At 33.8% G+C, this 22,487-nt stretch carries 27 protein-coding genes; 9 read left to right on the plus strand and 18 right to left on the minus strand.

Annotated features, from left to right (window positions below; translation table 11 throughout):
• Positions 1 to 58 precede the first annotated feature (58 nt).
• The 4 genes from lgt to ABD935_RS11025 are packed head-to-tail and all read right to left on the minus strand — an operon-like array spanning position 59 to position 3,728.
• Positions 59 to 988, minus strand: coding sequence for a prolipoprotein diacylglyceryl transferase (gene lgt, locus ABD935_RS11010; protein WP_345192092.1), 930 nt, complete (start codon positions 986 to 988; stop codon positions 59 to 61).
• 55 nt (positions 989 to 1,043) lie between these two features.
• Complete coding sequence (locus ABD935_RS11015) at positions 1,044 to 2,171, minus strand: peptidylprolyl isomerase (protein ID WP_345192093.1); 1,128 nt, start codon at positions 2,169 to 2,171, stop codon at positions 1,044 to 1,046.
• A gap of 2 nt (positions 2,172 to 2,173) precedes the next feature.
• Complete coding sequence (gene gldI / locus ABD935_RS11020; protein WP_345192125.1) at positions 2,174 to 2,716, minus strand: gliding motility-associated peptidyl-prolyl isomerase GldI; 543 nt, start codon at positions 2,714 to 2,716, stop codon at positions 2,174 to 2,176.
• The gene (locus tag ABD935_RS11025) at positions 2,709 to 3,728 is read right to left on the minus strand and encodes a DHH family phosphoesterase (protein WP_345192094.1); all 1,020 of its coding nucleotides are present in this window, start codon (positions 3,726 to 3,728) and stop codon (positions 2,709 to 2,711) included. Before ABD935_RS11025 ends, gldI begins: the two co-directional genes overlap by 8 nt.
• Positions 3,729 to 3,814: 86 nt before the next feature.
• Here ABD935_RS11025 and ABD935_RS11030 point away from each other — a divergent pair, with 86 nt between their 5' ends.
• Positions 3,815 to 4,234, plus strand: a complete 420-nt coding sequence (locus ABD935_RS11030) for a nucleoside-diphosphate kinase (RefSeq protein ID WP_345192095.1) — start codon at positions 3,815 to 3,817, stop codon at positions 4,232 to 4,234.
• 114 nt (positions 4,235 to 4,348) lie between these two features.
• Here the strand turns inward: ABD935_RS11030 and ABD935_RS11035 are convergent, their stop codons facing one another.
• The 6 genes from ABD935_RS11035 to recF form a co-directional block, all read right to left on the minus strand.
• Complete coding sequence (locus ABD935_RS11035; protein WP_345192096.1) at positions 4,349 to 4,540, minus strand: cold-shock protein; 192 nt, start codon at positions 4,538 to 4,540, stop codon at positions 4,349 to 4,351.
• 101 nt (positions 4,541 to 4,641) lie between these two features.
• The gene (locus ABD935_RS11040) at positions 4,642 to 4,833 is read right to left on the minus strand and encodes a cold-shock protein (protein WP_135876672.1); all 192 of its coding nucleotides are present in this window, start codon (positions 4,831 to 4,833) and stop codon (positions 4,642 to 4,644) included.
• Positions 4,834 to 4,959: 126 nt separating this feature from the next.
• Positions 4,960 to 5,151, minus strand: coding sequence for a cold-shock protein (locus ABD935_RS11045; protein ID WP_034044451.1), 192 nt, complete (start codon positions 5,149 to 5,151; stop codon positions 4,960 to 4,962).
• 97 nt (positions 5,152 to 5,248) lie between these two features.
• Positions 5,249 to 5,545: a DciA family protein gene (locus ABD935_RS11050; protein ID WP_345192097.1), complete on the minus strand. Its 297-nt coding sequence runs from the start codon at positions 5,543 to 5,545 to the stop codon at positions 5,249 to 5,251.
• 223 nt (positions 5,546 to 5,768) lie between these two features.
• Positions 5,769 to 6,344, minus strand: coding sequence for a hypothetical protein (locus ABD935_RS11055; RefSeq protein ID WP_345192099.1), 576 nt, complete (start codon positions 6,342 to 6,344; stop codon positions 5,769 to 5,771).
• A 201-nt stretch (positions 6,345 to 6,545) separates the two neighbouring features.
• A complete protein-coding gene (gene recF / locus ABD935_RS11060; RefSeq protein WP_345192100.1) occupies positions 6,546 to 7,625 on the minus strand; it encodes a DNA replication/repair protein RecF in 1,080 nt (359 codons plus the stop codon).
• A 316-nt stretch (positions 7,626 to 7,941) separates the two neighbouring features.
• Here recF and ABD935_RS11065 point away from each other — a divergent pair, with 316 nt between their 5' ends.
• From ABD935_RS11065 to ABD935_RS11100, 8 genes are all read left to right on the plus strand, one after another.
• Positions 7,942 to 8,712 (plus strand): tetratricopeptide repeat protein, encoded by a 771-nt coding sequence (locus tag ABD935_RS11065; protein WP_345192101.1) that lies wholly within the window; start codon positions 7,942 to 7,944, stop codon positions 8,710 to 8,712.
• 4 nt (positions 8,713 to 8,716) lie between these two features.
• Positions 8,717 to 9,202 (plus strand): 6,7-dimethyl-8-ribityllumazine synthase, encoded by a 486-nt coding sequence (gene ribH, locus ABD935_RS11070; RefSeq protein WP_345192102.1) that lies wholly within the window; start codon positions 8,717 to 8,719, stop codon positions 9,200 to 9,202.
• A gap of 95 nt (positions 9,203 to 9,297) precedes the next feature.
• Positions 9,298 to 9,531 (plus strand): hypothetical protein, encoded by a 234-nt coding sequence (locus ABD935_RS11075; protein WP_345192103.1) that lies wholly within the window; start codon positions 9,298 to 9,300, stop codon positions 9,529 to 9,531.
• Positions 9,532 to 9,549: 18 nt separating this feature from the next.
• Positions 9,550 to 9,837 (plus strand): riboflavin synthase subunit beta, encoded by a 288-nt coding sequence (locus ABD935_RS11080; protein WP_345192104.1) that lies wholly within the window; start codon positions 9,550 to 9,552, stop codon positions 9,835 to 9,837.
• Positions 9,838 to 9,840: 3 nt separating this feature from the next.
• Entirely contained in the window at positions 9,841 to 11,691 is a 1,851-nt protein-coding gene (gene mutL / locus ABD935_RS11085; protein WP_345192105.1) for a DNA mismatch repair endonuclease MutL, read from the plus strand.
• Between the two features lie 3 nt (positions 11,692 to 11,694).
• Positions 11,695 to 12,444 carry a rhomboid family intramembrane serine protease gene (locus tag ABD935_RS11090; RefSeq protein WP_345192106.1) on the plus strand — a complete coding sequence of 250 codons (750 nt, stop codon included), beginning with the start codon at positions 11,695 to 11,697 and terminating at the stop codon, positions 12,442 to 12,444.
• A complete protein-coding gene (locus ABD935_RS11095) occupies positions 12,444 to 13,292 on the plus strand; it encodes a rhomboid family intramembrane serine protease (RefSeq protein ID WP_345192109.1) in 849 nt (282 codons plus the stop codon). Before ABD935_RS11090 ends, ABD935_RS11095 begins: the two co-directional genes overlap by 1 nt.
• Positions 13,293 to 13,298: 6 nt before the next feature.
• Positions 13,299 to 14,324, plus strand: a complete 1,026-nt coding sequence (locus ABD935_RS11100) for an endonuclease/exonuclease/phosphatase family protein (protein WP_345192110.1) — start codon at positions 13,299 to 13,301, stop codon at positions 14,322 to 14,324.
• Positions 14,325 to 14,490: 166 nt separating this feature from the next.
• On the opposite strand, the gene ABD935_RS11105 is transcribed toward ABD935_RS11100, so the two are convergent.
• From ABD935_RS11105 to scpA, 8 genes are all read right to left on the minus strand, one after another.
• Entirely contained in the window at positions 14,491 to 14,799 is a 309-nt protein-coding gene (locus ABD935_RS11105) for a DUF6122 family protein (protein WP_345192111.1), read from the minus strand.
• Positions 14,799 to 15,422, minus strand: coding sequence for a WbqC family protein (locus ABD935_RS11110; protein ID WP_345192112.1), 624 nt, complete (start codon positions 15,420 to 15,422; stop codon positions 14,799 to 14,801). The genes ABD935_RS11105 and ABD935_RS11110 overlap by 1 nt, the downstream gene beginning before the upstream one ends.
• 112 nt (positions 15,423 to 15,534) lie before the next feature.
• Positions 15,535 to 17,112 (minus strand): signal peptidase I, encoded by a 1,578-nt coding sequence (gene lepB / locus ABD935_RS11115; RefSeq protein ID WP_345192113.1) that lies wholly within the window; start codon positions 17,110 to 17,112, stop codon positions 15,535 to 15,537.
• Between the two features lie 110 nt (positions 17,113 to 17,222).
• Positions 17,223 to 17,927, minus strand: coding sequence for a 4-hydroxy-tetrahydrodipicolinate reductase (gene dapB / locus ABD935_RS11120; protein ID WP_345192114.1), 705 nt, complete (start codon positions 17,925 to 17,927; stop codon positions 17,223 to 17,225).
• A gap of 41 nt (positions 17,928 to 17,968) precedes the next feature.
• Entirely contained in the window at positions 17,969 to 18,583 is a 615-nt protein-coding gene (locus ABD935_RS11125) for a DUF5683 domain-containing protein (protein ID WP_425550219.1), read from the minus strand.
• Positions 18,573 to 19,487 carry a ParB/RepB/Spo0J family partition protein gene (locus ABD935_RS11130; protein WP_345192116.1) on the minus strand — a complete coding sequence of 305 codons (915 nt, stop codon included), beginning with the start codon at positions 19,485 to 19,487 and terminating at the stop codon, positions 18,573 to 18,575. Before ABD935_RS11130 ends, ABD935_RS11125 begins: the two co-directional genes overlap by 11 nt.
• Before the next feature lie 3 nt (positions 19,488 to 19,490).
• Positions 19,491 to 20,255, minus strand: a complete 765-nt coding sequence (locus ABD935_RS11135; protein WP_345192117.1) for a ParA family protein — start codon at positions 20,253 to 20,255, stop codon at positions 19,491 to 19,493.
• A gap of 114 nt (positions 20,256 to 20,369) precedes the next feature.
• The gene (scpA, locus tag ABD935_RS11140; RefSeq protein WP_425550217.1) at positions 20,370 to 22,487 is read right to left on the minus strand and encodes a methylmalonyl-CoA mutase; all 2,118 of its coding nucleotides are present in this window, start codon (positions 22,485 to 22,487) and stop codon (positions 20,370 to 20,372) included.

Consider the following 22,487-nt stretch of genomic DNA (forward strand, 5'->3'; position numbering starts at 1 on the left):
CCGATATAGTATGCAAACAGTTCCAATGTATTGGACAGTATTGAATACATAATCGTTACTATTTAACTTCAGATTTCGGTTTGTAAATAAACATAAAATACAAGCCTAACAAAACAAAAGGAATACTTAACCATTGCCCTGTATTTAATCCAAACCAATTGATGTATTCTTCGCCTTGTGGTTCTTTTGTGAATTCAACAAAGAAACGAATGGTCCAAAGTAGGATTAAAAACAAGCCAAATAGAAAACCTGATTGGTTTTTTTTATCCGTTTTAGTATAGAAATATAATAAGATTAAAAACACAAAAATATAACAAAAAGATTCATATAACTGTGAAGGATGCCTATATGGTACAGCGTCTAATAGATTTTGAAATTGAGGATTATCAGTTACCGCATTATACGCTTTTTGAACATCTTTAATGCCCGTTCGTTGTACAATTTCTCTTTTATAATATTGGTCTTGGATAAAACGAACACCTAAATTAGAGTCTGTTATTTTTCCAATAATTTCAGAATTGATAAAGTTTCCAATTCTAATAAAAACAGCTCCTGAAGCTACTGTTATTACAACGCGGTCTAAAATCCAAAGTAATGATTTATAGTTGTATTTTTTTCTATATAAATACATGCCAATTATAATACCAATGGCCGCGCCATGACTTGCAAGCCCTTGAAAACCTGTAAACTCAAAGCCGCCTTTAAACTTGAAAGGCAGAAAGATGCTAAAAAAATCTTCTGATATTAATTCCGATTGGTAAAACAAAACATGCCCTAATCTAGCACCAAGCATGGTGGCTAAAACCGTGTATATAAAAAGTGGGTCTAAATAATCTAATGATACTTTCTCTTTAGTGAAAATACGCTTCATAATATACCAACCTAATATAAAAGCGATAACCCACATAAGGCTGTAAAAGTGGAGTTTAAAATTTCCAACAATATCAATTCCCGTTATCGGATTCCAATCAAATTTTAATAGTTGCATAGGTTTTGTTTTTCGACGTAAATATAAACGTTCGAGATGTTATTAGTGTTAAAATTTATTTAAGAAGTTCTATGACTTCAACTTCAAAAATAATATTAGATTTCCCAGGAATGCCTCTTGTTCCAGCTTCGCCATATGCTAAATGGTAAGGAATAAACAGTGTGGCTTTATCGCCTACACTCAATTGCCGTAAGCCTTCTTTAAACCCTGGGATCATTCGTGCATCGGGACCAATATCAGCAGTAATAGGTTCGTATTTATTGGCTGCTTTACGTTTTTCATTAACAGCATCTAGTGCTTCAGCAATTGCCAATTTACTTGTTTCTAGTAATTTTCCGTCTTCAAAATATACAGCATAATGCGTTGATACTTGAGCTTCATTTGGTAATTTTTCACCTGTTCCTTTTTCAGAAATAAAATATTTTAAGCCAGAGTCTAATGTTATTGCTTTTGCGCGTTGTATTTCAAATTTTTCTTTAGTGGCGTTCAATATAGCTTCAGCTTTAGCCTTTTTTTCTTTTTTAAGGCGTTCATCTTCAGCAAAATGATCATTAAAAATTTTAGGAGCATCAAAAGATTTTGCTGCTTTCCCTTTTCTAATAATATTTAGTTCTTCTATAACAACATCCTTAATTGGTTTGTTTCTGTTATCAACTTTCACATTTGAAATAGAATCCTGAATGTTTAATCCTGATACCAATTCTCCAAATACATTATAACCATTATCTAGGTGAGGTTTAGGGATTTCTGTGATAAAAAATTGACTTCCATTGGAGTTTGGGCCAGAATTAGCCATAGATAGAATACCGGGTTTGTCGTGTTTTAAGTCTGGATGAAACTCTCCCTTAAATTTATAACCAGGGTTTCCTTGTCCGGTTCCTAAGGGGTCGCCACCTTGAATCATGAAGCTGTCTATAACCCTATGGAAAATTGTGCCATTGTAAAATTTCTTCTCTTTATATTTACTATCCACCATCGTATTGGTGCCCTCTGCTAACGATACAAAATTAGCTACCGTAATTGGGGCTTTGTCTTCTGCCAATTTAGCAAGCATAACGCCTTTATTGGTAATGATTTCTGCGTAAATACCATCTTCTAAGTCTGGGTATTGGGCTTTACATGACGTAAAAATTACAAATAGTACAAGTGCTAAAGCTTTAATAGCATTTTTTAGTAAGGTCATTATTAATTTGTTTGATTTTGGGTAATTGAATTGACGGTTACTTCACAAATTAAAGGGGTGTTACGTCCAATTTTGTTAGCGTCGCCGTAATAGCCATAGGCTTTTTGAGATGGAAATAAAAACGTGACAGTCTCTCCGGTTTTCATTAGTTTTAAACCTTCGCGTAAGCCTGTAAACAACTCTTGTTTGTCCATAGCATAGGTTTGTGTTTTGATGACTTCGGTAGAATATATAACGCTGCCATTAAGACTTTTAACGTTGTAATTATAATTCACGATATCTCCAAAGTCCGGGGTCTTTAAAGTGTCTATGTCAATTTTATTATTGTAGTAGTACCAAAAACCACTTTCGGAAGCCATATAGTTTTCTTCTTGTTGCTTCATAAGTTGTTCTATGGCATGCTGTTCTTTGGCGTTGAGTTTTTTATTACGTTCTACAGAAGCATCAATAAAAGAGCCTGTTTTTACAGAAACAGGTTGTCTGGCTTCTGGTGTTTTACAGCTAAATACTAGTAAAACAAAGACCAGTGTTAGTAATTTATTCATCATTCAGGGCTTTATTATAACTAGGCAATATACTAATAAATTTTTCAACGGTATCGTTTAAGGATAGATAGCTCTTGCCGCCAGCGGCATTTGTATGGCCACCACCTTCAAAATGTGCTCTAGACATTTCATTAACAGAAAAATTACCTTTTGATCGTAATGAGATTTTTATAATACCTTCTTTCCTGTCTTCTATAAAAATTGCAGCAAGTACAATGCCGTCCAAAGATAATCCATAATTTACCACGCCTTCAGTATCACCTTTTTTATAGTTATACTTTTGAAGTTCATTTTGTGAAAGCGTTATAAAAGCTGTACGAGATTCAGTAATAACTCTTAAATTGGTTAGTGCGCATCCTAAAAGTTGCAAACGCTCATAGCTATTGGTGTCATATATCTTGTTATGAATCTCAGTGTTATTAGCACCTTTCTCAATAAGTTTGGCTATAACTTGATGCGTAGTACTTGTCGTGGAACGAAACCTGAAAGAGCCTGTATCGGTCATAATCCCCACATATAAAGCGGTGGCAATATCGGTATCAACTAAATTGGTGTCGCCTAACATATTTATAAAATGATATACCATTTCGCAGGTAGAACTCATGCTAACATCACTAAATATATAAGTGGCATAATCATCTGGTGCTTGATGATGGTCTATCATTATTTTTAAGGCGCTACTTTCTGTTAGAACCGTTTCCATGTTACCAGTTCTATGAAATGCATTAAAGTCTAAGGTGAAAATAATATCTGCATCTTTAATTAAAGCATTGCACGCCTTAGTTTGAGTATCGTGTTTTAAAATAGTATCATTCCCAGGAATCCATTTTAAAAATGTTGGGTAATCATTTGGCACCAAAACATGAGCTTGATGATGGCCTTTTAGAAGGTAATGATATAGTCCTAATGTAGAGCCAATAGCGTCTCCATCTGGGTTTTTATGAGGAACAATGACTATCTTTTTTTTAGTAGATAATAACTGTTTAATACTTGCAATGTCTTCTTTATTCATAGCTGACGAAGATACAATTTTTTTAAAATTGATTGTCTTGTTTTAAATAGAAATACATTACTTTTGCACGCAAATAAAACAATAAAATGGCAACAAATAGAACATTTACAATGCTTAAGCCAGATGCTGTTGAGAAAGGACACATTGGTGCAATATTAGAAAAAATTTCAGCTTCAGGGTTTCGAATCGTGGCTATGAAATTAACACAAATGACAACATCAGATGCACAAGCATTTTATGCAATCCATAACGAACGTCCGTTTTTTGCAGAGTTAGTTGAGTATATGACTAGAGGTCCAATAGTTGCAGCTATTCTAGAAAAAGACAATGCTGTTGATGATTTTAGAACTTTAATAGGTGCTACAAATCCTGCTGATGCAGCTGAAGGGACTATACGTAAATTATACGCCGCTTCTATTGGTGAAAATGCAGTACACGGAAGTGATAGTGATGATAACGCAGCTATTGAAGGTGCTTTTCATTTCTCAGGAAGAGAGATGTTTTAGTCGATAATATCTCCTGCAAGCTTTTTAAAACCTTGCAGGTATGAATTTCATATAAAACAAAAGTCCCGCAACTAAGTTGCGGGACTTTTTGTTTAAAAAAGTATTTATGTTATACTAAATTACTTTAACGTTTACGGCGTTTAAGCCTTTTCTACCTTCCTGTAAATCAAACTCAACGTTGTCGCCTTCGCGAATGTCATCGATTAATCCAGAAATGTGAACAAAATGTTCGTTGTTTGAACCTTCTTCAGTTATAAATCCGAATCCTTTAGAATCGTTGAAGAATTTTACTGTTCCTTTACTCATTGTATTTAAATATTAAATTATTAGAGTGCAAAGTTTGTGCCACAAAAAAAACCTATCAAATAAATGATAGGCCCTTAATTGTAATTGTTAAAGTATATATCTTAGATTACTTTTACGTTTACGGCGTTTAATCCTTTTTTACCTTCTTGTAAATCGAATTCTACGGCATCACCTTCACGAATTTCATCAACTAATCCAGAAATGTGTACGAAATGTTCTTTGTTGTTGTCATCTTCAGTTATGAATCCAAATCCTTTAGAATCATTGAAAAATTTTACGGTACCTTTACTCATTGTATTTGTGTTATAATAATTAATATTATGCGAATATACTGCCAATTAACTTATAAATCACTAAAAACAAAAAAAGCCTATCAAATAAATGATAGGCCTTAAGTTGTAATTGTTAAAGTATAAATCTTAGATTACTTTTACGTTTACGGCGTTTAATCCTTTTCTACCTTCTTGTAGATCAAATTCAACTGCATCACCTTCACGAATTTCATCGATAAGTCCTGAAATGTGTACGAAATGTTCTTTGTTGTTGTCATCTTCAGTTATGAATCCAAAACCTTTTGAATCATTGAAGAATTTTACGGTACCTTTACTCATTGTATTTGTGTTAAAATAATTAAGTGCCAAAGATAACACAAAAATCAATAATTTGGTAATTTTAATTAAAAAAAATCTATTAAATATGAATTTGTAATCATCTTAGAACCAGTTTTTTAATGATTTCTTTTCCTAATTCGTCATTAAGCATATCAATTATTTTTTGCTTACCGTAGCTTAGTTCTTCTCTTAGTACGCTAGAGCTGAGTTGTACATATAAGGTTTCGCGTTCTAAATTTACTGAAGTTGTGTAGTTGTTAACGCCATTACCCATAAGGCTGGCCCAAGCATCGGCAACATTAACTTTATTTAAACCTTTTTCTAGCTTATTGGTTTCCACAAATTCTTTTAAAGCGTCTTGAATACTGATATGTTCGTTGTTGCGTTTTGCCATAACACTGTCGTTTTTCTTTTAATATTATTTTGGCTTTACACTCCCGATAGCTATCGGGAGGTCGAGCTAGGAATTTATCTTGAGCGTAGTCGAAGGGTTCCAAGTCCTCGTTTCTGCGGGCTTTCCTTTACTATCCCTAACGCAATTATTTGTTATCTTATTTTTTAAATTGAAAGTTATTTTGTTTTTGGAAAGGTTCGTTTAACGTAGGTTGGGTGTAGTTTTATTCTTTTTCAATTTGTATATCATCAATCCAAAAAGTTCCCGGTTTTAAAATATTGACTTCAAGTCTAATTTGGTCAAATTCTTCTGTTATAGGTACACCATATACATATTGCTTCCAGTCATTAGTTTGATCGCTAGTTTGTAAAAGTGTTTTCATGTCTCCAGTTTTTGGTGCAACTCCACCAGCCATTACACGAAATTCTGCCCCATCATTCTTAATCCAGAAACTCAATTTATAAGTATTTCCTTGTTCTGCATTAAATTGGTTTGTAAATCCTGGTGAACCCCAACCTCCATTAGAAGAACATTCTTCTACTTCAAATTTTAGCGACTGTTTTCCCTCTTTAAATTCTTCTTTGTCTAGAATGATTTTAAACTTCCCATTTGGTACAGTATTCGGTGTGTACATAAGCCAATTTACAGGAATCCCATTCTTTGTTACTTCAAATCCACCGTTCATACCAGCAGATTCATCTTTTATTTGCTCACTCATTTGATTACAACTACCAAGCATTAAAAGTGAGCAAAGAGTTATCAAAAAACTCAATTTACTTCTTAATTTTAGTGTTTTCATATCTATTGTTTAAAAAAAAACATTCTTTTTTAATTACACCCAACCTACGTTAAACGAAGGTAGCTGAAAAGTTTTACAAAGTCAAATAATAAACTAAATCGATTTATAAATTATTAGCTTAGTAATTAATTTAAGCCATAGAAAAAACATTCGTGAATTTCCCGAAAAAAAATCGGGACAAGCTGTGGCAAAAAAAAAGCATCACAACCTGAAAATCTCATAAGATTGATGCACCTGCTTCACAGCATTTTCGGTACGTTCTGCATGTGTATCGCTAATAAAAAGTTGCCCGAAATTTTCATCATCTACTAATTTAATGATTTGAGCGACACGCTGTTCGTCTAATTTATCAAAAATATCATCCAATAACAAAATGGGATTCACGCCGCTTTGTGCTTTTATAAAATCGAATTGTGCCAACTTTAGGGCAATTAAAAACGATTTTTGCTGCCCTTGGCTCCCGAATTTTTTAATAGGATGTCCTGATATATTAAAATGTAAATCGTCTTTATGGATACCTACGCTTGTGTATTGTAAGGCTTTATCTTTATTAATTACGGTTTTTAAAAGCGTGTTTAAATCGTCTTCAAATAAATCACTATGGTACACTAAATCTACCGTTTCGTTACCATTACTTATAGCCTCGTAACGCGATTTGAAAATAGGAATAAAGGTTTTTAAAAACGCATCACGTTTTTCAAAAATTTGCGTTCCGTAATCAGTAAGCTGAATATTGTATACTTCTAAAGTATCATTATTAAACGTATGGTTTAAAGCAAAATATTTTAACAAGGCATTTCGTTGCGCTAATATTTTATTGTAATTTATTAAGTGGTTTAGGTAACTTTTATCGCTTTGCGAAATCACTGAATCAATAAACTTTCGGCGCGTGTTACTGCCTTCGGTAATTAAATCTCTATCTGCAGGCGATATGATGACTAAGGGTAAAAAACCAATGTGTTCGCTAAATTTTTCATAAGCTTTTGCATTGCGTTTAATCACCTTTTTTTGTCCGCGTTTTAAACTGATAGCTACTTTTTCTATTTTGTCATCTTTTTTGTAATCACCATTAATTACAAAAAAGTCTTCGTAGTGTTTAATGTTTTGAGTGGCAACTGGATTAAAATAACTTTTTCCGAAAGATAAATGATAGATCGCATCAAGCACATTTGTTTTCCCAATACCATTATTACCAACAATACAATTTATTTTATCATTGAAAATGAACGATTTACTATCGAAATTTTTATAATTAAGTAATGAAAGTGATTTTAAAATCATACAAAAAGCAACTTAAATCAGGTTTATAGGCTAAACTCTTGAAAAGAAGTGCAAATTATTGAAAAATATCAATTAGACTATGGTTTTATGCTAAAATAATTTTAATTAATTTTCGCTGTAAATAGCTACAAAACTCAAGAATAGCATTGCTATTGTTGTGTTTTTTAGTGAAGTTACAGTAGAATAGAAAACAAATTATTAGTATAAAATTATGGTTTAATTGGTATTTGTTATGAAGAAAAATTATATTTTTGCGCCACATTAATAAAAATGTGTTCAAACGTTTTGTTCTGAACCAAATCATATAGAGAAACAGATGGCAACTTATAGTAAGAGAGGTTACAAACCAAAAACAAAAGTAGAAAAGGAACAAAATATAGAAGACGGTTCTACAACTGCAGAGGTTTTTAACACACTTGATGAAACAGCTTCTAAAACAGAAGACTTTGTAGCAAAAAACCAGAAATATATTTTTATAATTATAGGACTGGTTGCAGTTGTAGTTTTAGGGTCTTTGGCATATAAAGAATACATTGCTAAACCAAAGCAAACAGCTGCTATGAACGATATGTTTCAAGCGCAAAAATATTTTGATGAAGCGGTTACTGGTACAGCAAAGGACTCCTTATATAATTTAGCGTTAAATGGTGGAGAAGGTAAGTTTGGTATGCTAGATATTATTGAAGAATACAGCGGAACACCATCTGCTAATCTAGCTAGTTATTACGCGGGTACGGCGTATTTAAGACTGAAGGATTATAAAAATGCGGTTGAATATTTAGGTGATTTTAAAAGTGATGACGAAATATTGGCACCTTTAGCAAAAGGGAATATAGGCGATGCCTTTGTGCAATTAAATCAGAAAGAAGATGCCCTAGGATATTATGAGCAAGCGGCTGAAATGCGTGATAATGAATTTACAACACCAATGTATTTATTTAAAGCTGGAACAATTGCTCTAGATTTAGGAAAAGCGGATAAGGCATTGGCTTATTTTAAAAGAATAAAAGACGATTATGCTAATTCTACTGAAGCTGCTAAAGTGGAGGTGTTTATTGGAAAAGCGCAAGTATTGGCTAATAAATAATAACATGGCTACGGTAAATAACAATTTATCCGATTACGATAAAACAACAATCCCAAACGCGAATAAATTTCGGTTTGGGATTGTTGTTTCAGAATGGAATGACACTATAACCGAAGGCCTGTATCAAGGCGCGTACAATACATTAATTGAGCATGGCGCATTACCTAATAATATTGTCCGTTGGGATGTTCCTGGAAGTTTTGAGCTTATTTACGGAAGTAAAAAAATGCAGGAGCAAATGGTAAATGCCGTTATTGCTATAGGTAGTGTTATTCAAGGTGAAACCAAACATTTCGACTTTGTTTGTGAAGGCGTAGCTCAGGGCATAAAAGACTTAAATGTATTACGTGAAACTCCGGTAATTTTCTGTGTACTTACAGATAATAACATGCAACAAGCCATTGACCGTTCAGGCGGTAAACACGGGAACAAAGGTACGGAAGCTGCTGTCGCGGCTATTAAGATGGCAGAGCTACGTGAAAATAGTTAATTAGTCTCTAGTCAATTTCTTAACATTTTTTGGCATTTCAATCCTTAGTTTCTGAGCAATTTTGAGTACTTTTGAAAGATAAGCAGTACTAGATTTTGTTTAAACAGCGAAAAAATAAAAACTTCAATTATCAATCTCGGTTTTCTAAAGAAAGTCAAACAGACTCTAGTTTAGATGATGATTCTAAAACCAAAGATTTTATTTCTAAATGGCGACGAAAAAGTGGTAGTAAACCCAAAACTCGTGCTGCCATGCCTATAAGGACTTTAATTTTGATTTTGGTATTATTATTGATTTGTATGTATTTATTAGAAAAAAAATACATGTAACCAAAAAACTTAGAAAACATGGGACTTTTAAAAACGCGTAAAAATAAAAAATTCAGTTATACACCTCGTTATTTTGATGATAAAGGCGAAGGCAACCCTTTTGAAATTAAGCATAAGTTTGATGAACACAGAAAAACGATAGGTCCTAGCAAAGGCTTAAAAGGAAAATTTATTGATGCATTTGATGACTTAAAAAGCAATCCAAATAGAGATGTAAATAGGCGCACTTTAATTATTATTGCTGTGCTTATTTTAATATTTTTGTTCATCATCGATTTCGATTTATCTATATTTTTTTCCAAATAATATATGGCTGATATTATTCAACTTTTACCCGATCATGTAGCAAATCAAATAGCTGCTGGAGAAGTTGTACAACGTCCGGCGTCTGTTGTAAAAGAGCTTCTTGAAAATGCCATTGATGCAGGAGCAGATACCATAAAACTAATTATAAAAGACGCAGGTAAAACCCTTGTTCAAGTCATAGACAACGGGAAGGGTATGAGTACTACCGATGCTCGATTGAGTTTTGAGCGCCATGCGACTTCAAAAATTAGAAGTGCCGAAGATTTATTTCAACTCCATACTAAAGGTTTTCGTGGTGAAGCTTTAGCAAGTATAGCAGCTATTGCTCATGTAGAATTGAAAACCAAACAAGAACACGACGATGTTGGTAATGTACTTGTTATAGAAGGCAGTAAAGTCACTTCGCAAGAAGTAATTGTAACGCCTACAGGGACTTCCGTTTCAGTAAAAAACCTCTTTTTTAATATTCCTGCAAGACGAAACTTTTTAAAGTCAGATACCGTAGAGTTGCGTCATGTTATAGATGAATTTCATCGCGTAGCATTAGCACACCCTAATATAAGTTTTGCTTTGTATAACAATGGAAGCGAATCGTTGAACCTTCCGATTAGTAATTACAGACAGCGTATTGTAAATATTTTTGGAACTAAAACCAATGAAAAATTAGTACCTGTAGAAGAAGATACCGAAGTGCTGAAAATTTCAGGGTTTGTTGGGAAACCAGAATTTGCTAAAAAAACCAGAGGAGAGCAGTACTTTTTTGTGAATGACCGTTTCATTAAAAGTGCTTATTTAAATCATGCTATTGCTTCAGCTTTTGAGGGTTTGTTAAAAAATGGGACGCATGCTAGTTATTTTTTAAATTTAACGGTCAATCCGCAAACTATTGATATAAATATTCACCCAACAAAAACAGAAATTAAGTTTGATGATGAGCACACGCTTTATGCTTTGCTGCGTTCTGCAGTAAAACATAGTTTAGGGCAGTTTAATATTGCGCCGGTACTTGACTTTGAGCGAGACCCCAATTTAGATACGCCATATAGTTATAAAAGTGAGGGTTCTAATATCCCAAAGGTAGAAGTGGATAGAAGTTTTAATCCGTTTCAAGAGGAAACTAGTTCTCGTACAAAGGCAGTTGCTTATAAAAAAGAATCAACCGAAAATTGGGAAGGGTTGTACGTAGGTTTAGAATCCAAAGGGAATATATCCCAACAAGATTTTGGAGAAGTCCGTTTTGAAAGTGAAGAAAGTACAGCCTCAATTTTTGATAATGATAATCAGGTCGAGCAAAAAAACTCAACTTATCAACTTCATAACAAATATATTGTTAGTACTATTAAATCAGGGATGTTGATTATAGATCAGAACCGTGCACATCAACGTATTTTGTATGAAGATTTTCTTAAGAATATGACCATAAAAGAAGCCGCAAGTCAGCAATTATTATTCCCGCTTGAGCTTTATTTTTCAAAACAAGATATTGATATTATTAATCAGTTAAAAGATGATTTAGAACATACAGGTTTTGTGTTTTCGGACGTTAAAGAAGAGTCTGTTGCTATTACAGGTGTGCCGGTAAGTGTTCCAGAAAGTGAAGTGTCGATTATTTTGGAGCAATTAATAAGTGATGTTGAAAACGAAGTGCCTGATAGTAATTTTAGTGCTACCGATTTATTGGCAAAATCTATGGCGAAAAGTTTAGCTATTAAAACGGGACAGTTTTTACAAAAAGACGAACAAGAACATTTGGTAAATAAGCTTTTTGCTTGTAAAGAACCCAATGTATCGCCCACTAATAGAACAACATTTGTGACTATGAGTGTTGATGAATTAGATAAAAAATTTATTTAGAATATGATGAGAATTTCAGATACCGTTAAACATTTATTAATCATTAACGTGATTATGTTTATTGGTACATTGTTTATTGGAAATGGTAATTTGTTTTATGAATGGTTTGCCATGTATTTTCCGAAAAATGATGCGTTTCAGCCTTGGCAAATCATTACTCACATGTTTATGCATGGTGGAGCCATGCACATTTTCTTCAACATGTTTGCCCTTTGGATGTTTGGTGTACCTGTAGAACAGACTTTAGGTTCAAGGCGATTTTTGTTTCTCTATATTTCGGCTGGTTTAGGGGCTGTTTTGTTACAAGTTGGACTTTACTATTTTCAATATGTCCCAAGTTATAATGCTTTGTTAGAATCTGGATTATCTTCAGAAAGCATTAAACAAATGCTTACTAATAATGAAACCATTACTGGCGTAACTCAATCTCAAGTTTCAATGCTGAAGGATATTTATCCAGCTTACAATGCGTCTATGGTAGGTGCATCTGGTTGTATTATGGGAGTTTTAGCGGCTTTTGGTATGATGAATCCTGAAGCTAAACTCATGATGATTTTTTTACCTATTCCTATTAAGGCAAAATATTTTATTCCAGGTATTATTATTTTAGACTTAATTTCTGGGTTAACAGGGCAATCCTTTTTTAGTCCAAGTAATACGGCATATATGGCTCACGTTGGAGGCGCTTTAACAGGGTTTTTAATTATGTGGTATTGGAAAAAAACGCAGTTTAACAGAAACCGTTGGAATTAATGACTTCGCTCAATCAAGATATAAAAGACAAACTGTCTAACCTCAATGTTTTAGAGAAAATAATAGCCATTAATGTTGTGGTTTTTCTGTTGGGACTCATTCTAAAACCTTATTTAATTTGGTTTAAGTTACCAAGCGATTTTTCCGATTTCATATTTAAACCATGGGCAATTATTAGCTATGCTTTTCTGCATTATGATTTTTTACACCTCTTTTTTAATATGCTATGGTTGTATTTTCTTGGGAAAATGTTTTTAAATCTATTTAGTTCGAAAATGGCATTAAACATATATTTTCTTGGGGCTATTTCTGGTGGTTTATTGTTTATGTTGGGTTACACGGTGTTTCCTGGGTTATTTGGATTAAATTCTACATTAGAAGGAGCTTCGGCTGCAGTCAGAGCTTTGTTGATTTTTCTTTGTGCTTATATGCCCAATCAAGGCATGCGTTTTTTTACTTTTAATTTAAAACTTTGGTATATAGGTGCTGCAATTGTAGTTATAGATGTTATTGGTTTATTTGGAGTTAATGCAGGTGGTAACTTAGCGCATTTAGGAGGAGCTTTATTAGGTTATTTTTACGCAAAACAATTACTAAAAGGCCAAGATATAGGCAAAGGCTTTGAGCGATTTATGGATGGCATAGCTCATATGTTTAAACCTTCTAAAAAAGGTCCTTTAAAAACGGTACATAAAAACAAAAGTAAAGTTGGTGGTTATACGAAAGGTGAGTTTGATAAATTTAATAACCAGAAGAAAATCGATGTTATTTTAGATAAAATCAGTAAAAGTGGTTATGATAGTTTAACCGCTGAAGAAAAAGAGTTTTTGTTCAAGGCAGGGAAGTAGTAATCTATGAAAAAGCTGAGTTTTATAAATAAAATCATCTATTTCATCAATAGTATTGTTGCGGTATTGCTTCTGCTCTCATTTACGCTACCGTTTTTACCTCCAAAAACATTTCCCTTTCTATCTGTAATCAACTTAGGAGTCTCTTTTTTAATTTTGATTAATGGTTTGTTCTTTATATACTGGTTAGTCAAGTTGAAGAGGCAATTGATGCTATCGCTTATAGTACTGGTAATTGGATATTTTTCTTTTGGTTCATTATACAAGTTTTCATCTTCAAAAAAGATTGAAACCCCGGAGAATTTGAAAGTCGTCAATTATAATGTGAGGCTTTTTAATCTTTATGAATGGATTCCTGAAAAAGGTATTGAAACCAAAATTATCGATTTTATAAAAACGGAAGCTCCAGAGGTTTTAAGTGTTCAAGAATATCATCCGCATAAAAACATTGATTTATCTTTTTTTAAATATAAATACGAGCATTTATCAGGAAAAAAAACAAAATACGGGCAAGCTATTTTTTCGCAATTTCCTATAGTGAATTCTGGTTCTATTGAGTTTCCCGATACGGCTAATAATGCCATCTTTGCTGATGTTGTAAAAGGAGAAGACACTATAAGGGTTTATAATATTCATTTAGAATCCATGCGGATTGACACTAAAGTTGAAAATCTTAAAAAAGAAGATTCTGAAAGACTTTTTAAAAGGATAGGCACAACCTTTAAAATGCAAGAGTTCCAAACAGAATTGTTTTTAACACACAAAAAACAATGCAAATACAAAATGGTGATTTGTGGCGATTTTAATAATACCGCGTTTTCGTATGTGTATAGAAAGATTAAAGGGAATTTAAACGATACTTTTAAAGAAGCAGGAAATGGTTTTGGACGTACATACGATTTTAAGTTTTTTCCTGTTCGTATCGACTTTATTTTTGCTGATGAGGCCTTCTCTGTAAACGGGTTTAAAGCGTATAATGACCATTATTCTGACCACTACCCAATTATGGCAACTTTGAGTTTGGGAAAATAGTTTTTAGTCACAGTCACAGTCACAGTCACAGTCACAGTCACTGTCACAGTATTCAGTTGTTCACGTAAAGATTAAGATATATAGGTTTTTAATACATTTATGTGTCCTCTCAGTTAGCAGCGAGTTGCGTGTCGCTTTGTGCCTTTGCGTCTCTGCGCGACAATATTCACATAAACGAACAATCCACTGCATCTGCAATAATATGAATCACTAAGCCCAAAGCAATTAACCGTGTTTTCCTAGGAAGGATTAAAATAATATACAAAACAAGGGCATAATACGTATGCAACGGATGGAAATTAATACTACATCTATTGGAATCAAAAATAGGGTTTGCTACTAGATGGTCTAAATCAATCCACATTCCTGAAAACATAATTAAAAAGGCTATTTTCCAATTTGATTTATACCAAACAAGTGCAACTGCAAGCGGAATAAAAATATGACTACCATAATGAGCAAAAGTTTGAAGCATTATAGTGGAATTATAGTTTGCGATTCTAAATAGTTAAGTGCATTGGGGCCTTCATTAAAGAGTAAGTCTAAAATGCTTAAATTAGGAATGAAACCATATTTACTATTGAAAACCTGAGTGTAGGTGTCATAATCTTGAGGATGTTCTTTTTTCGCGTTTACAAGAAACCTAAAGTCCATTTTGTTTTCAATAGATTTCTGATAGGTTACGGTTTTTGAAGTATTCAATTCTAATTGTAAACAATCACAAATCACCTCAAAACACTTCAAATTAAAATCTAAGATATATTCAGTTTTTTCTGTGAATAAAGGCTGAAGTTCATCTTCATAGTATTCAAAAAAAGGGGATGTTCTGTAGGCTGAAAGTAATGATTTCCAATGTAGACTTTGCCAGTTTTCTTCATTAAAAATTTTAACATTTCTATGTTTTTGACGATTTTTTTGTGAGTGGATAACAGGAACATTTAGGCCTAGTTTTCCGTTAGCGCCATAAATATAGGTTCTATTTCTGTAGGTCTGCTTTAAGAAATTATCATCTACTTCAAATTCCACATGGTCAGCATTGGCAATGGCAACGAAATGCGCAATATTTGGAAAATATGTAGGATGTAGTATGATGTTCATTTGCTCTGTCATTCCTACGAAGGCAGGAATCTTATAAATTGAAACTTTATTTTATTATAGTGGATTCCTGCCTCCGCAGGAATGACAAAATATTCACCAAAAAATAAATCAGCTATTTTTTCTTGCGGGCTCTCCATTTATTAAATCCAATCCATCCAAAAAGTAAAATTAAAAAAGGAATAAAATAGGATGTGGCTTTTCCACTTCCACTAACTGTAGTAAAGAAACGTTCCCATCGTGGATTTTTTATGCCATCCCAACTCATCCATATAAATACAGGTTTGCCAACTACATGATCAAACGGTACAAACCCCCAAGCTCTAGCGTCTATGGAATTATGGCGGTTATCACCCATCATCCAATAGTAATTTTGTTTAAAGGTGTATGTGTTTGTTACTTTACCATTAATTAAAATTTGGTTACCATTTACTTGCAAAGTATTGCCTTCATATTCTGAAATAACACGTTTGTATAATGGTAAAACCTCTAAATTGATATCTATTGTTTTTCCTGCTTCAGGAATATAAAGTGGGCCAAAGAAATCGACATTCCAGTTATATGCTGGGTTGTGTGGAAATATATTAGAATCTCTAACGCCTTTTTCTTTTACGTTACGTGAAATACTTAAAACATTAGGGTGGTTTTTAAATTTATCTCTGGCTTCATCAGAAATTGCGGAAAAATAATAGGTGTTTTGATTGTTTATTATTCCAAAACCATCAGTAATATCATAACGGTCTTTAATAAATTTAGGGTTAAACTGGTTCGTTTTTGGTTGCACATGATAGCTGAATTGTAAATGTGCTCGATCTGGGAGCTCATTTTTCTTGCCATTTATATAAACATAGCCATTGCGAACTTCTAAAGAATCACCTGCAACGCCAACACAACGTTTTACTAGATTTGTTTTTTTATCGATGGGTTTGTAATAGTTTCTATCTGGTCTAAAATCATTCATGTCCAACAAGGTGTCGGCTGGCTGATTAAAAACAACAATTTCGTTCCTATCTATCTTTTCAAACCCTGGAAGTCTTAAATAAGGCAGTTGTAATTTGTTTTTCCAAGATGTTTTTCTCTTAGTGAAATCATCGTCAAATAAATAAGATTTTACGCCTAACTTTGGGATGGTGTCATGAACCATAGGCGCAGCTACGGTAGTCATAGGTATTCTTGCGCCATAGTGAAATTTACTAACAAAAAGAAAATCGCCAACTAGCAAAGACTTCTCTAAAGAAGACGAAGGAATGGTAAATGGTTGTATGAAATAAGTGTGTACAATAGTAGCGGCAACAATGGCGAATAAAATAGAACTTGTCCATTCGCCGGATCCAGATTTTGGATGTATACTTCTGCCTTTTATATATGCAACATCTTCGATATAATTTAAATAGAAATTATAAAAACCTAATGTTACTACTGCTAAAAGCGTGTCTAAAGTTTTGTTTTTCCCGAAACTTCTAGCGGTTTCAACCCAAACAACGGCAAACATAATTAAATTAACAATGGGTAAGAATAATAGAATAACCCACCACCATGGTCGATTTATAATCTTCATTAAAACAATAGCATTATAAACTGGAATAAATGCCTCCCAAGCTTGTCTACCTGCTTTTATATATAATTTCCACGTGCCTAAACCATGAATTATTTGAATAATCAAAATGAATATAAACCATTGCATTAATGTCATAATCTAAAAATTTTAAATAATTTAATAGCTCTCGACTGCGCTCGAGGAGACTTTTTTAATTGTTGTATGAGTTGTTAAAAGTATTCATGCTGTTACATATAAATAAAGCATTAACCAATATTTAACACATCGTTCATAGTGAATACGCCCGTTTTTCCTGCAATCCATTCGGCAGCAATAACAGCACCTAAAGCAAAACCTTGTCTGGTATGGGCTACATGCTCTATGGTAATTGAATCTACTTCACTTTCGTAATTTACGGTATGGGTTCCAGGCACATCTTCAATGCGTTTAGCGACTATAGGGATGATGGTTTCACCGTTTTCATCTAACTTCCAGTTATCGTAACCTGTGTGTTGCGAAATAATATCATTGGCTAAAGAAATAGCTGTTCCACTCGGCGCATCTAGTTTTTGAGTATGATGAATTTCCTCCATAGAAACATTATATTGTTTAAGTGTACTCATCATTTTAGCAAGCGTTTTATTTAGCTCGAAAAATATATTAACTCCCAAACTATAGTTTGATGCATAAATAAAAGCGCCTTTTTTTTCTTGACATAACGCAACAGCTTTATCGTAGTTTTCTAACCAACCTGTTGTGCCAGAAATAACGGGTACGTTATTGTTTATGCAATTGGAGATATTGTTGAAAGCTACGGATGGAATACTAAAATCTATAGCAACATCAGCTTTTGTAATGTCGTAATTGTTATCCCCTTTATCAATGGTCAAAACCACATTATGCCCGCGTTTAATGGCAATCTGTTCGATGGTTTTTCCCATTTTTCCGTATCCAAGTAAAGCTATGTTCATAAATGTATCTAATTTTTTTTGACTTAAATGCCCATTATGGGCTAAAATTTAAAATTTAAAGTTAATCCTATATTGCTTGATGCATCAAATTCGTTAAACTGGTATCTAGGTGCTAAAGATAAATTTTCATCTACATTATATTGTAATAGATGGGCATCCACATTGGCATCAATTATGTTTAAAGCATATAAACCAAAAGTTACTAAAAGTGATATTTCTTTATTTCTTCTGTAAAATTTTTGGGCATCTTCAAGTCTTTCTGTAGAGATTCTAGGCGTGGTTAATTGATTGCCTTGGGAATCCAAATAAAATTCATCATTTGTAAAACCAGCTAATCTACTTTTGTATGCATCGCGATATCTGTTGTATTCTTTATTGTTACTGATGTAAAAATAAACTCCGGTTCCAATGGCGGCATAAACAAGAGGTATTTTCCAATATTTTTTATTGTAGGCTTGTCCTAGGCCAGGCAAAATGGCCGAATAGAAAGCCGCTTTTGCAGGAGAAAGTGGATTGATAGGTTTACTGATTTTAACAATAGAATCAATAACAACCTCTTTAGGAAGTTGTTCCTTTTTTTTGGTTTTATCTTGAGCTATCAAAGACAAGCAACACAAAAAAGCGAGTACAATTGTTATTAGAGATTTATTTAGAATCACCTTGAACTAATTTTTTAATACGATTAAAGTCTTCTTCTGAATGAAATGGAATTGTAATTTTTCCTTTCCCGTTTTTAGAGACTTTAACGTCAATTTTGTGTCCAAAGTATTCTGAAAATGCAGTAATACCTTTTTTAACAAATTTTGGCATAGCGTTGTCTGATTCTGTTTTCGAAGGGGTTTTAACAACTTCTGAAGTATTAAAATCGCGAACTAAAGTTTCTGTTTCTCTAACCGATAATTTGTTGGATAGTATGTTTTCGTAAATTTCTAATTGAATGGTTTGATCCTCAATAGCAATTAAAGCACGACCATGGCCCATAGAAATAAATCCATCACGCATGCCTGTTTGGATAATAGGGTCTAGTTTTAATAATCGTAAATAATTGGCAATAGTGGAACGTTTTTTTCCAACACGTTCGCTCATTTGCTCTTGTGTTAAATTGATTTCATCAATTAAACGTTGGTATGACAAGGCAATTTCAATAGGGTCTAAATCTTGACGCTGAATGTTCTCAACCAATGCCATTTCAAGCGATTCTTGGTCGTTTGCAATTCTTACATAAGCTGGAATCGTTTCTAGACCAAGTAATTTTGAAGCTCTGTACCGACGCTCTCCAGAAACGAGTTGATATTTATTTAAGCCTAATTTTCTAACCGTTATAGGTTGAATAATGCCTAATTCTTTAATAGAAGATGCTAATTCTCTAAGGGATTCTTCACTAAAATTAGTACGTGGTTGAAATGGGTTAACCTCGATAAAATCAACATCTAACTCAACAATGTTTCCAATAACTTTATCGGCGTTTTTATCTTGTACCGATTGAATGTCGTTACTTGGGTCTTTTAATAGTGCCGATAAACCTCTACCTAAAGCCTGTTTTTTAGTTGCCTTAGCCATAATTTAGGAGTTTTTATTGATGATTTCTTTTGCCAAACTTAAGTAATTGTTAGCACCTTTACTACTCGCATCATAATTAATTATGCTTTCGCCATAACTTGGTGCTTCACTGAGTCTTACGTTTCTTTGAATGATGGTTTTAAACACCATGTCGTTGAAGTGTTTTTGCACTTCTTCAACCACCTGATTTGATAATCTTAACCTAGAATCATACATGGTTAGTAATAGACCTTCAATATCTAATTCTGGATTGTGTATTTTTTGAACACTTTTTATGGTGTTTAAAAGTTTACCTAATCCTTCAAGTGCAAAATATTCACATTGAATAGGAATTATTACAGCATCTGCAGCGGTTAACGCATTTAGGGTTAGTAAGCCCAATGATGGTGCACAATCAATGATGATGTAATCGTAATCATCTTTTATATCTTTTATTGCCTTTTTAAGCATGTATTCGCGTTCCTCTTTATCAACAAGCTCTATTTCAATAGCCACTAAGTCGATGTGAGCAGGAATAATATCAAGGTTAGGTGTTTGGGTGCTTACAATAGCCTCTTTAGCTGTGTTAGAATGCTCTAAAAGTTGATAGGTGCCTATTTCAACACGCTCTACATCTATACCAATTCCTGAACTTGCATTTGCTTGAGGGTCAGCATCTATAAGTAATATTTTCTTTTCTAGAACGCCTAGTGAAGCAGCTAAGTTTATTGAGGTTGTTGTTTTTCCAACACCGCCTTTTTGATTAGCAATTGCAATGATTTTACCCATTAGATGATTTGGTTTTATTAGCCGCAAAAATACAATTATTTATGTGGAATGAAAGTGTAACTTGTTAACAAATCGGTAAAGGGGAAGTCAATTATCTTATTGATAATTATTTGTTTAGTCTATTAAGATTTCTAAAATTTTTATGGCTGCATCGCTAATTTTTGTTCCTGGGCCAAAAACGGCAACGGCACCAGCATCAAATAAATATTGATAATCTTGTCTGGGAATCACACCGCCAACAATAACCATAATATCATCACGACCATACGCTTTTAATGCATCTATGACTTGTGGGACTAAAGTTTTATGCCCCGCAGCTAATGAAGAAACGCCTAGGATATGCACATCGTTTTCAACGGCTTGCTTAGCTGCTTCTTGTGGGGTTTGGAATAGAGGACCTATATCCACATCAAAACCTACATCGGCATATCCGGTAGCGACTACTTTTGCGCCACGGTCATGACCATCTTGTCCCATTTTTGCAATCATAATTCGTGGTCGTCTACCATCTTGTTCTGCAAAAGCATCAGCTAGTTCTTGAGCTTTTTTAAAGGATTCATCGTCTTTTATTTCTTTACTATACACGCCGGAAAATGATTTTATTTGTGCTTTATAGCGCCCGAATTCTACTTCTAAAGCATCACTTATTTCACCAAGTGTAGCACGTTCACGAGCAGCTTCAACAGCTAAAGATAATAAGTTTTCTTGTCCTGTTCGTGCAGCTTCAGTTAATTTTGATAAAGTAGTTTTTACCTTTTTAGAATCTCTTTCAGCTTTAATAGCGTTTAATCGCTCTATTTGAGAATTTCTGACGGTTTGATTATCCACTTCAAGTGTGGAGATAGGAGCTTCTTCTTTAAGTCTATATTTATTAACGCCAACAATAATATCTTGACCAGAATCTATTCTAGCTTGTTTTCTAGCTGCGGCTTCTTCGATTCTAATTTTGGGAATCCCTGCTTCAATGGCTTTGGTCATGCCTCCCAATGCTTCAATTTCTTCAATTAAAGACCATGCTTTTTGAGCGATATCATGTGTTAGTTTTTCAACATAATAGCTGCCTGCCCAAGGGTCCACCGTTTTAGTGATTTTGGTTTCTTCTTGTAAAAATATTTGTGTGTTCCTCGCAATTCTTGCTGAAAAATTGGTTGGCAATGCAATGGCTTCATCTAAAGCGTTAGTGTGTAAACTTTGAGTACCTCCAAATACAGCAGCAGCAGCCTCAATAGTTGTTCTTGCCACATTGTTAAACGGGTCTTGCTCTGTTAAACTCCAACCCGAAGTCTGGCAATGGGCTCGTAAAGCTAAAGATTTTTCATTCTTAGGGTTGAATTGTTTCACCAATTTTGCCCATAACATTCTAGCAGCTCGCATTTTGGCAATTTCCATAAAATGGTTCATGCCAATTCCCCAAAAGAAAGATAGGCGAGGAGCAAAGGTGTCTATGTCCATGCCTGCTGCCAATCCTTTTCTAATATATTCTAAACCATCTGCTAGGGTATAAGCCAATTCAATATCGCAGGTGGCGCCAGCTTCTTGCATGTGGTATCCTGAAATACTAATGCTATTGAATTTTGGCATGTTTTTACTGGTGTATTCGAAAATATCTGAAATGATTTTCATGGAAGGCATTGGTGGGTATATATAGGTATTACGCACCATAAACTCCTTTAAAATATCATTCTGAATAGTGCCTGCTAACGCTTCGGGTTTAACGCCTTGTTCTTCTGCTGCAACAATATAAAATGCCATAATGGGCAAAACGGCACCGTTCATAGTCATGGAAACCGACATTTTATCTAGTGGAATCTGGTCGAAGAGGATTTTCATGTCTTCAACAGAATCAATGGCAACACCAGCTTTTCCAACATCGCCAACAACACGTTCATGGTCTGAATCATAACCTCTGTGAGTAGCTAAATCAAAAGCAACAGACAGCCCTTTTTGTCCAGCCTCAAGATTGCGTCTGTAAAAGGCATTACTGTCTTCTGCTGTAGAAAAACCAGCATATTGCCTAATTGTCCACGGTCTTCTAACGTACATGGTACTGTATGGTCCCCTAAGGTTTGGTGTAATTCCAGCAACAAAATCTAAATGCTCTAAACCTTTAAGGTCTTCTTTGCTATAAGTTGATTTAACCTCAATATCCTCAGCAGTTCGAAAAGTAAAAGCTTCTAAGTTCTGACTTCTAACTTCTGATTTTATTTCGATATGTTGCAGTTTTTTTCTCAA

It is taken from the genome of Algibacter agarivorans (assembly GCF_039543245.1).
GTDB classification, from domain to species: Bacteria; Bacteroidota; Bacteroidia; order Flavobacteriales; family Flavobacteriaceae; genus Algibacter_G; species Algibacter_G agarivorans.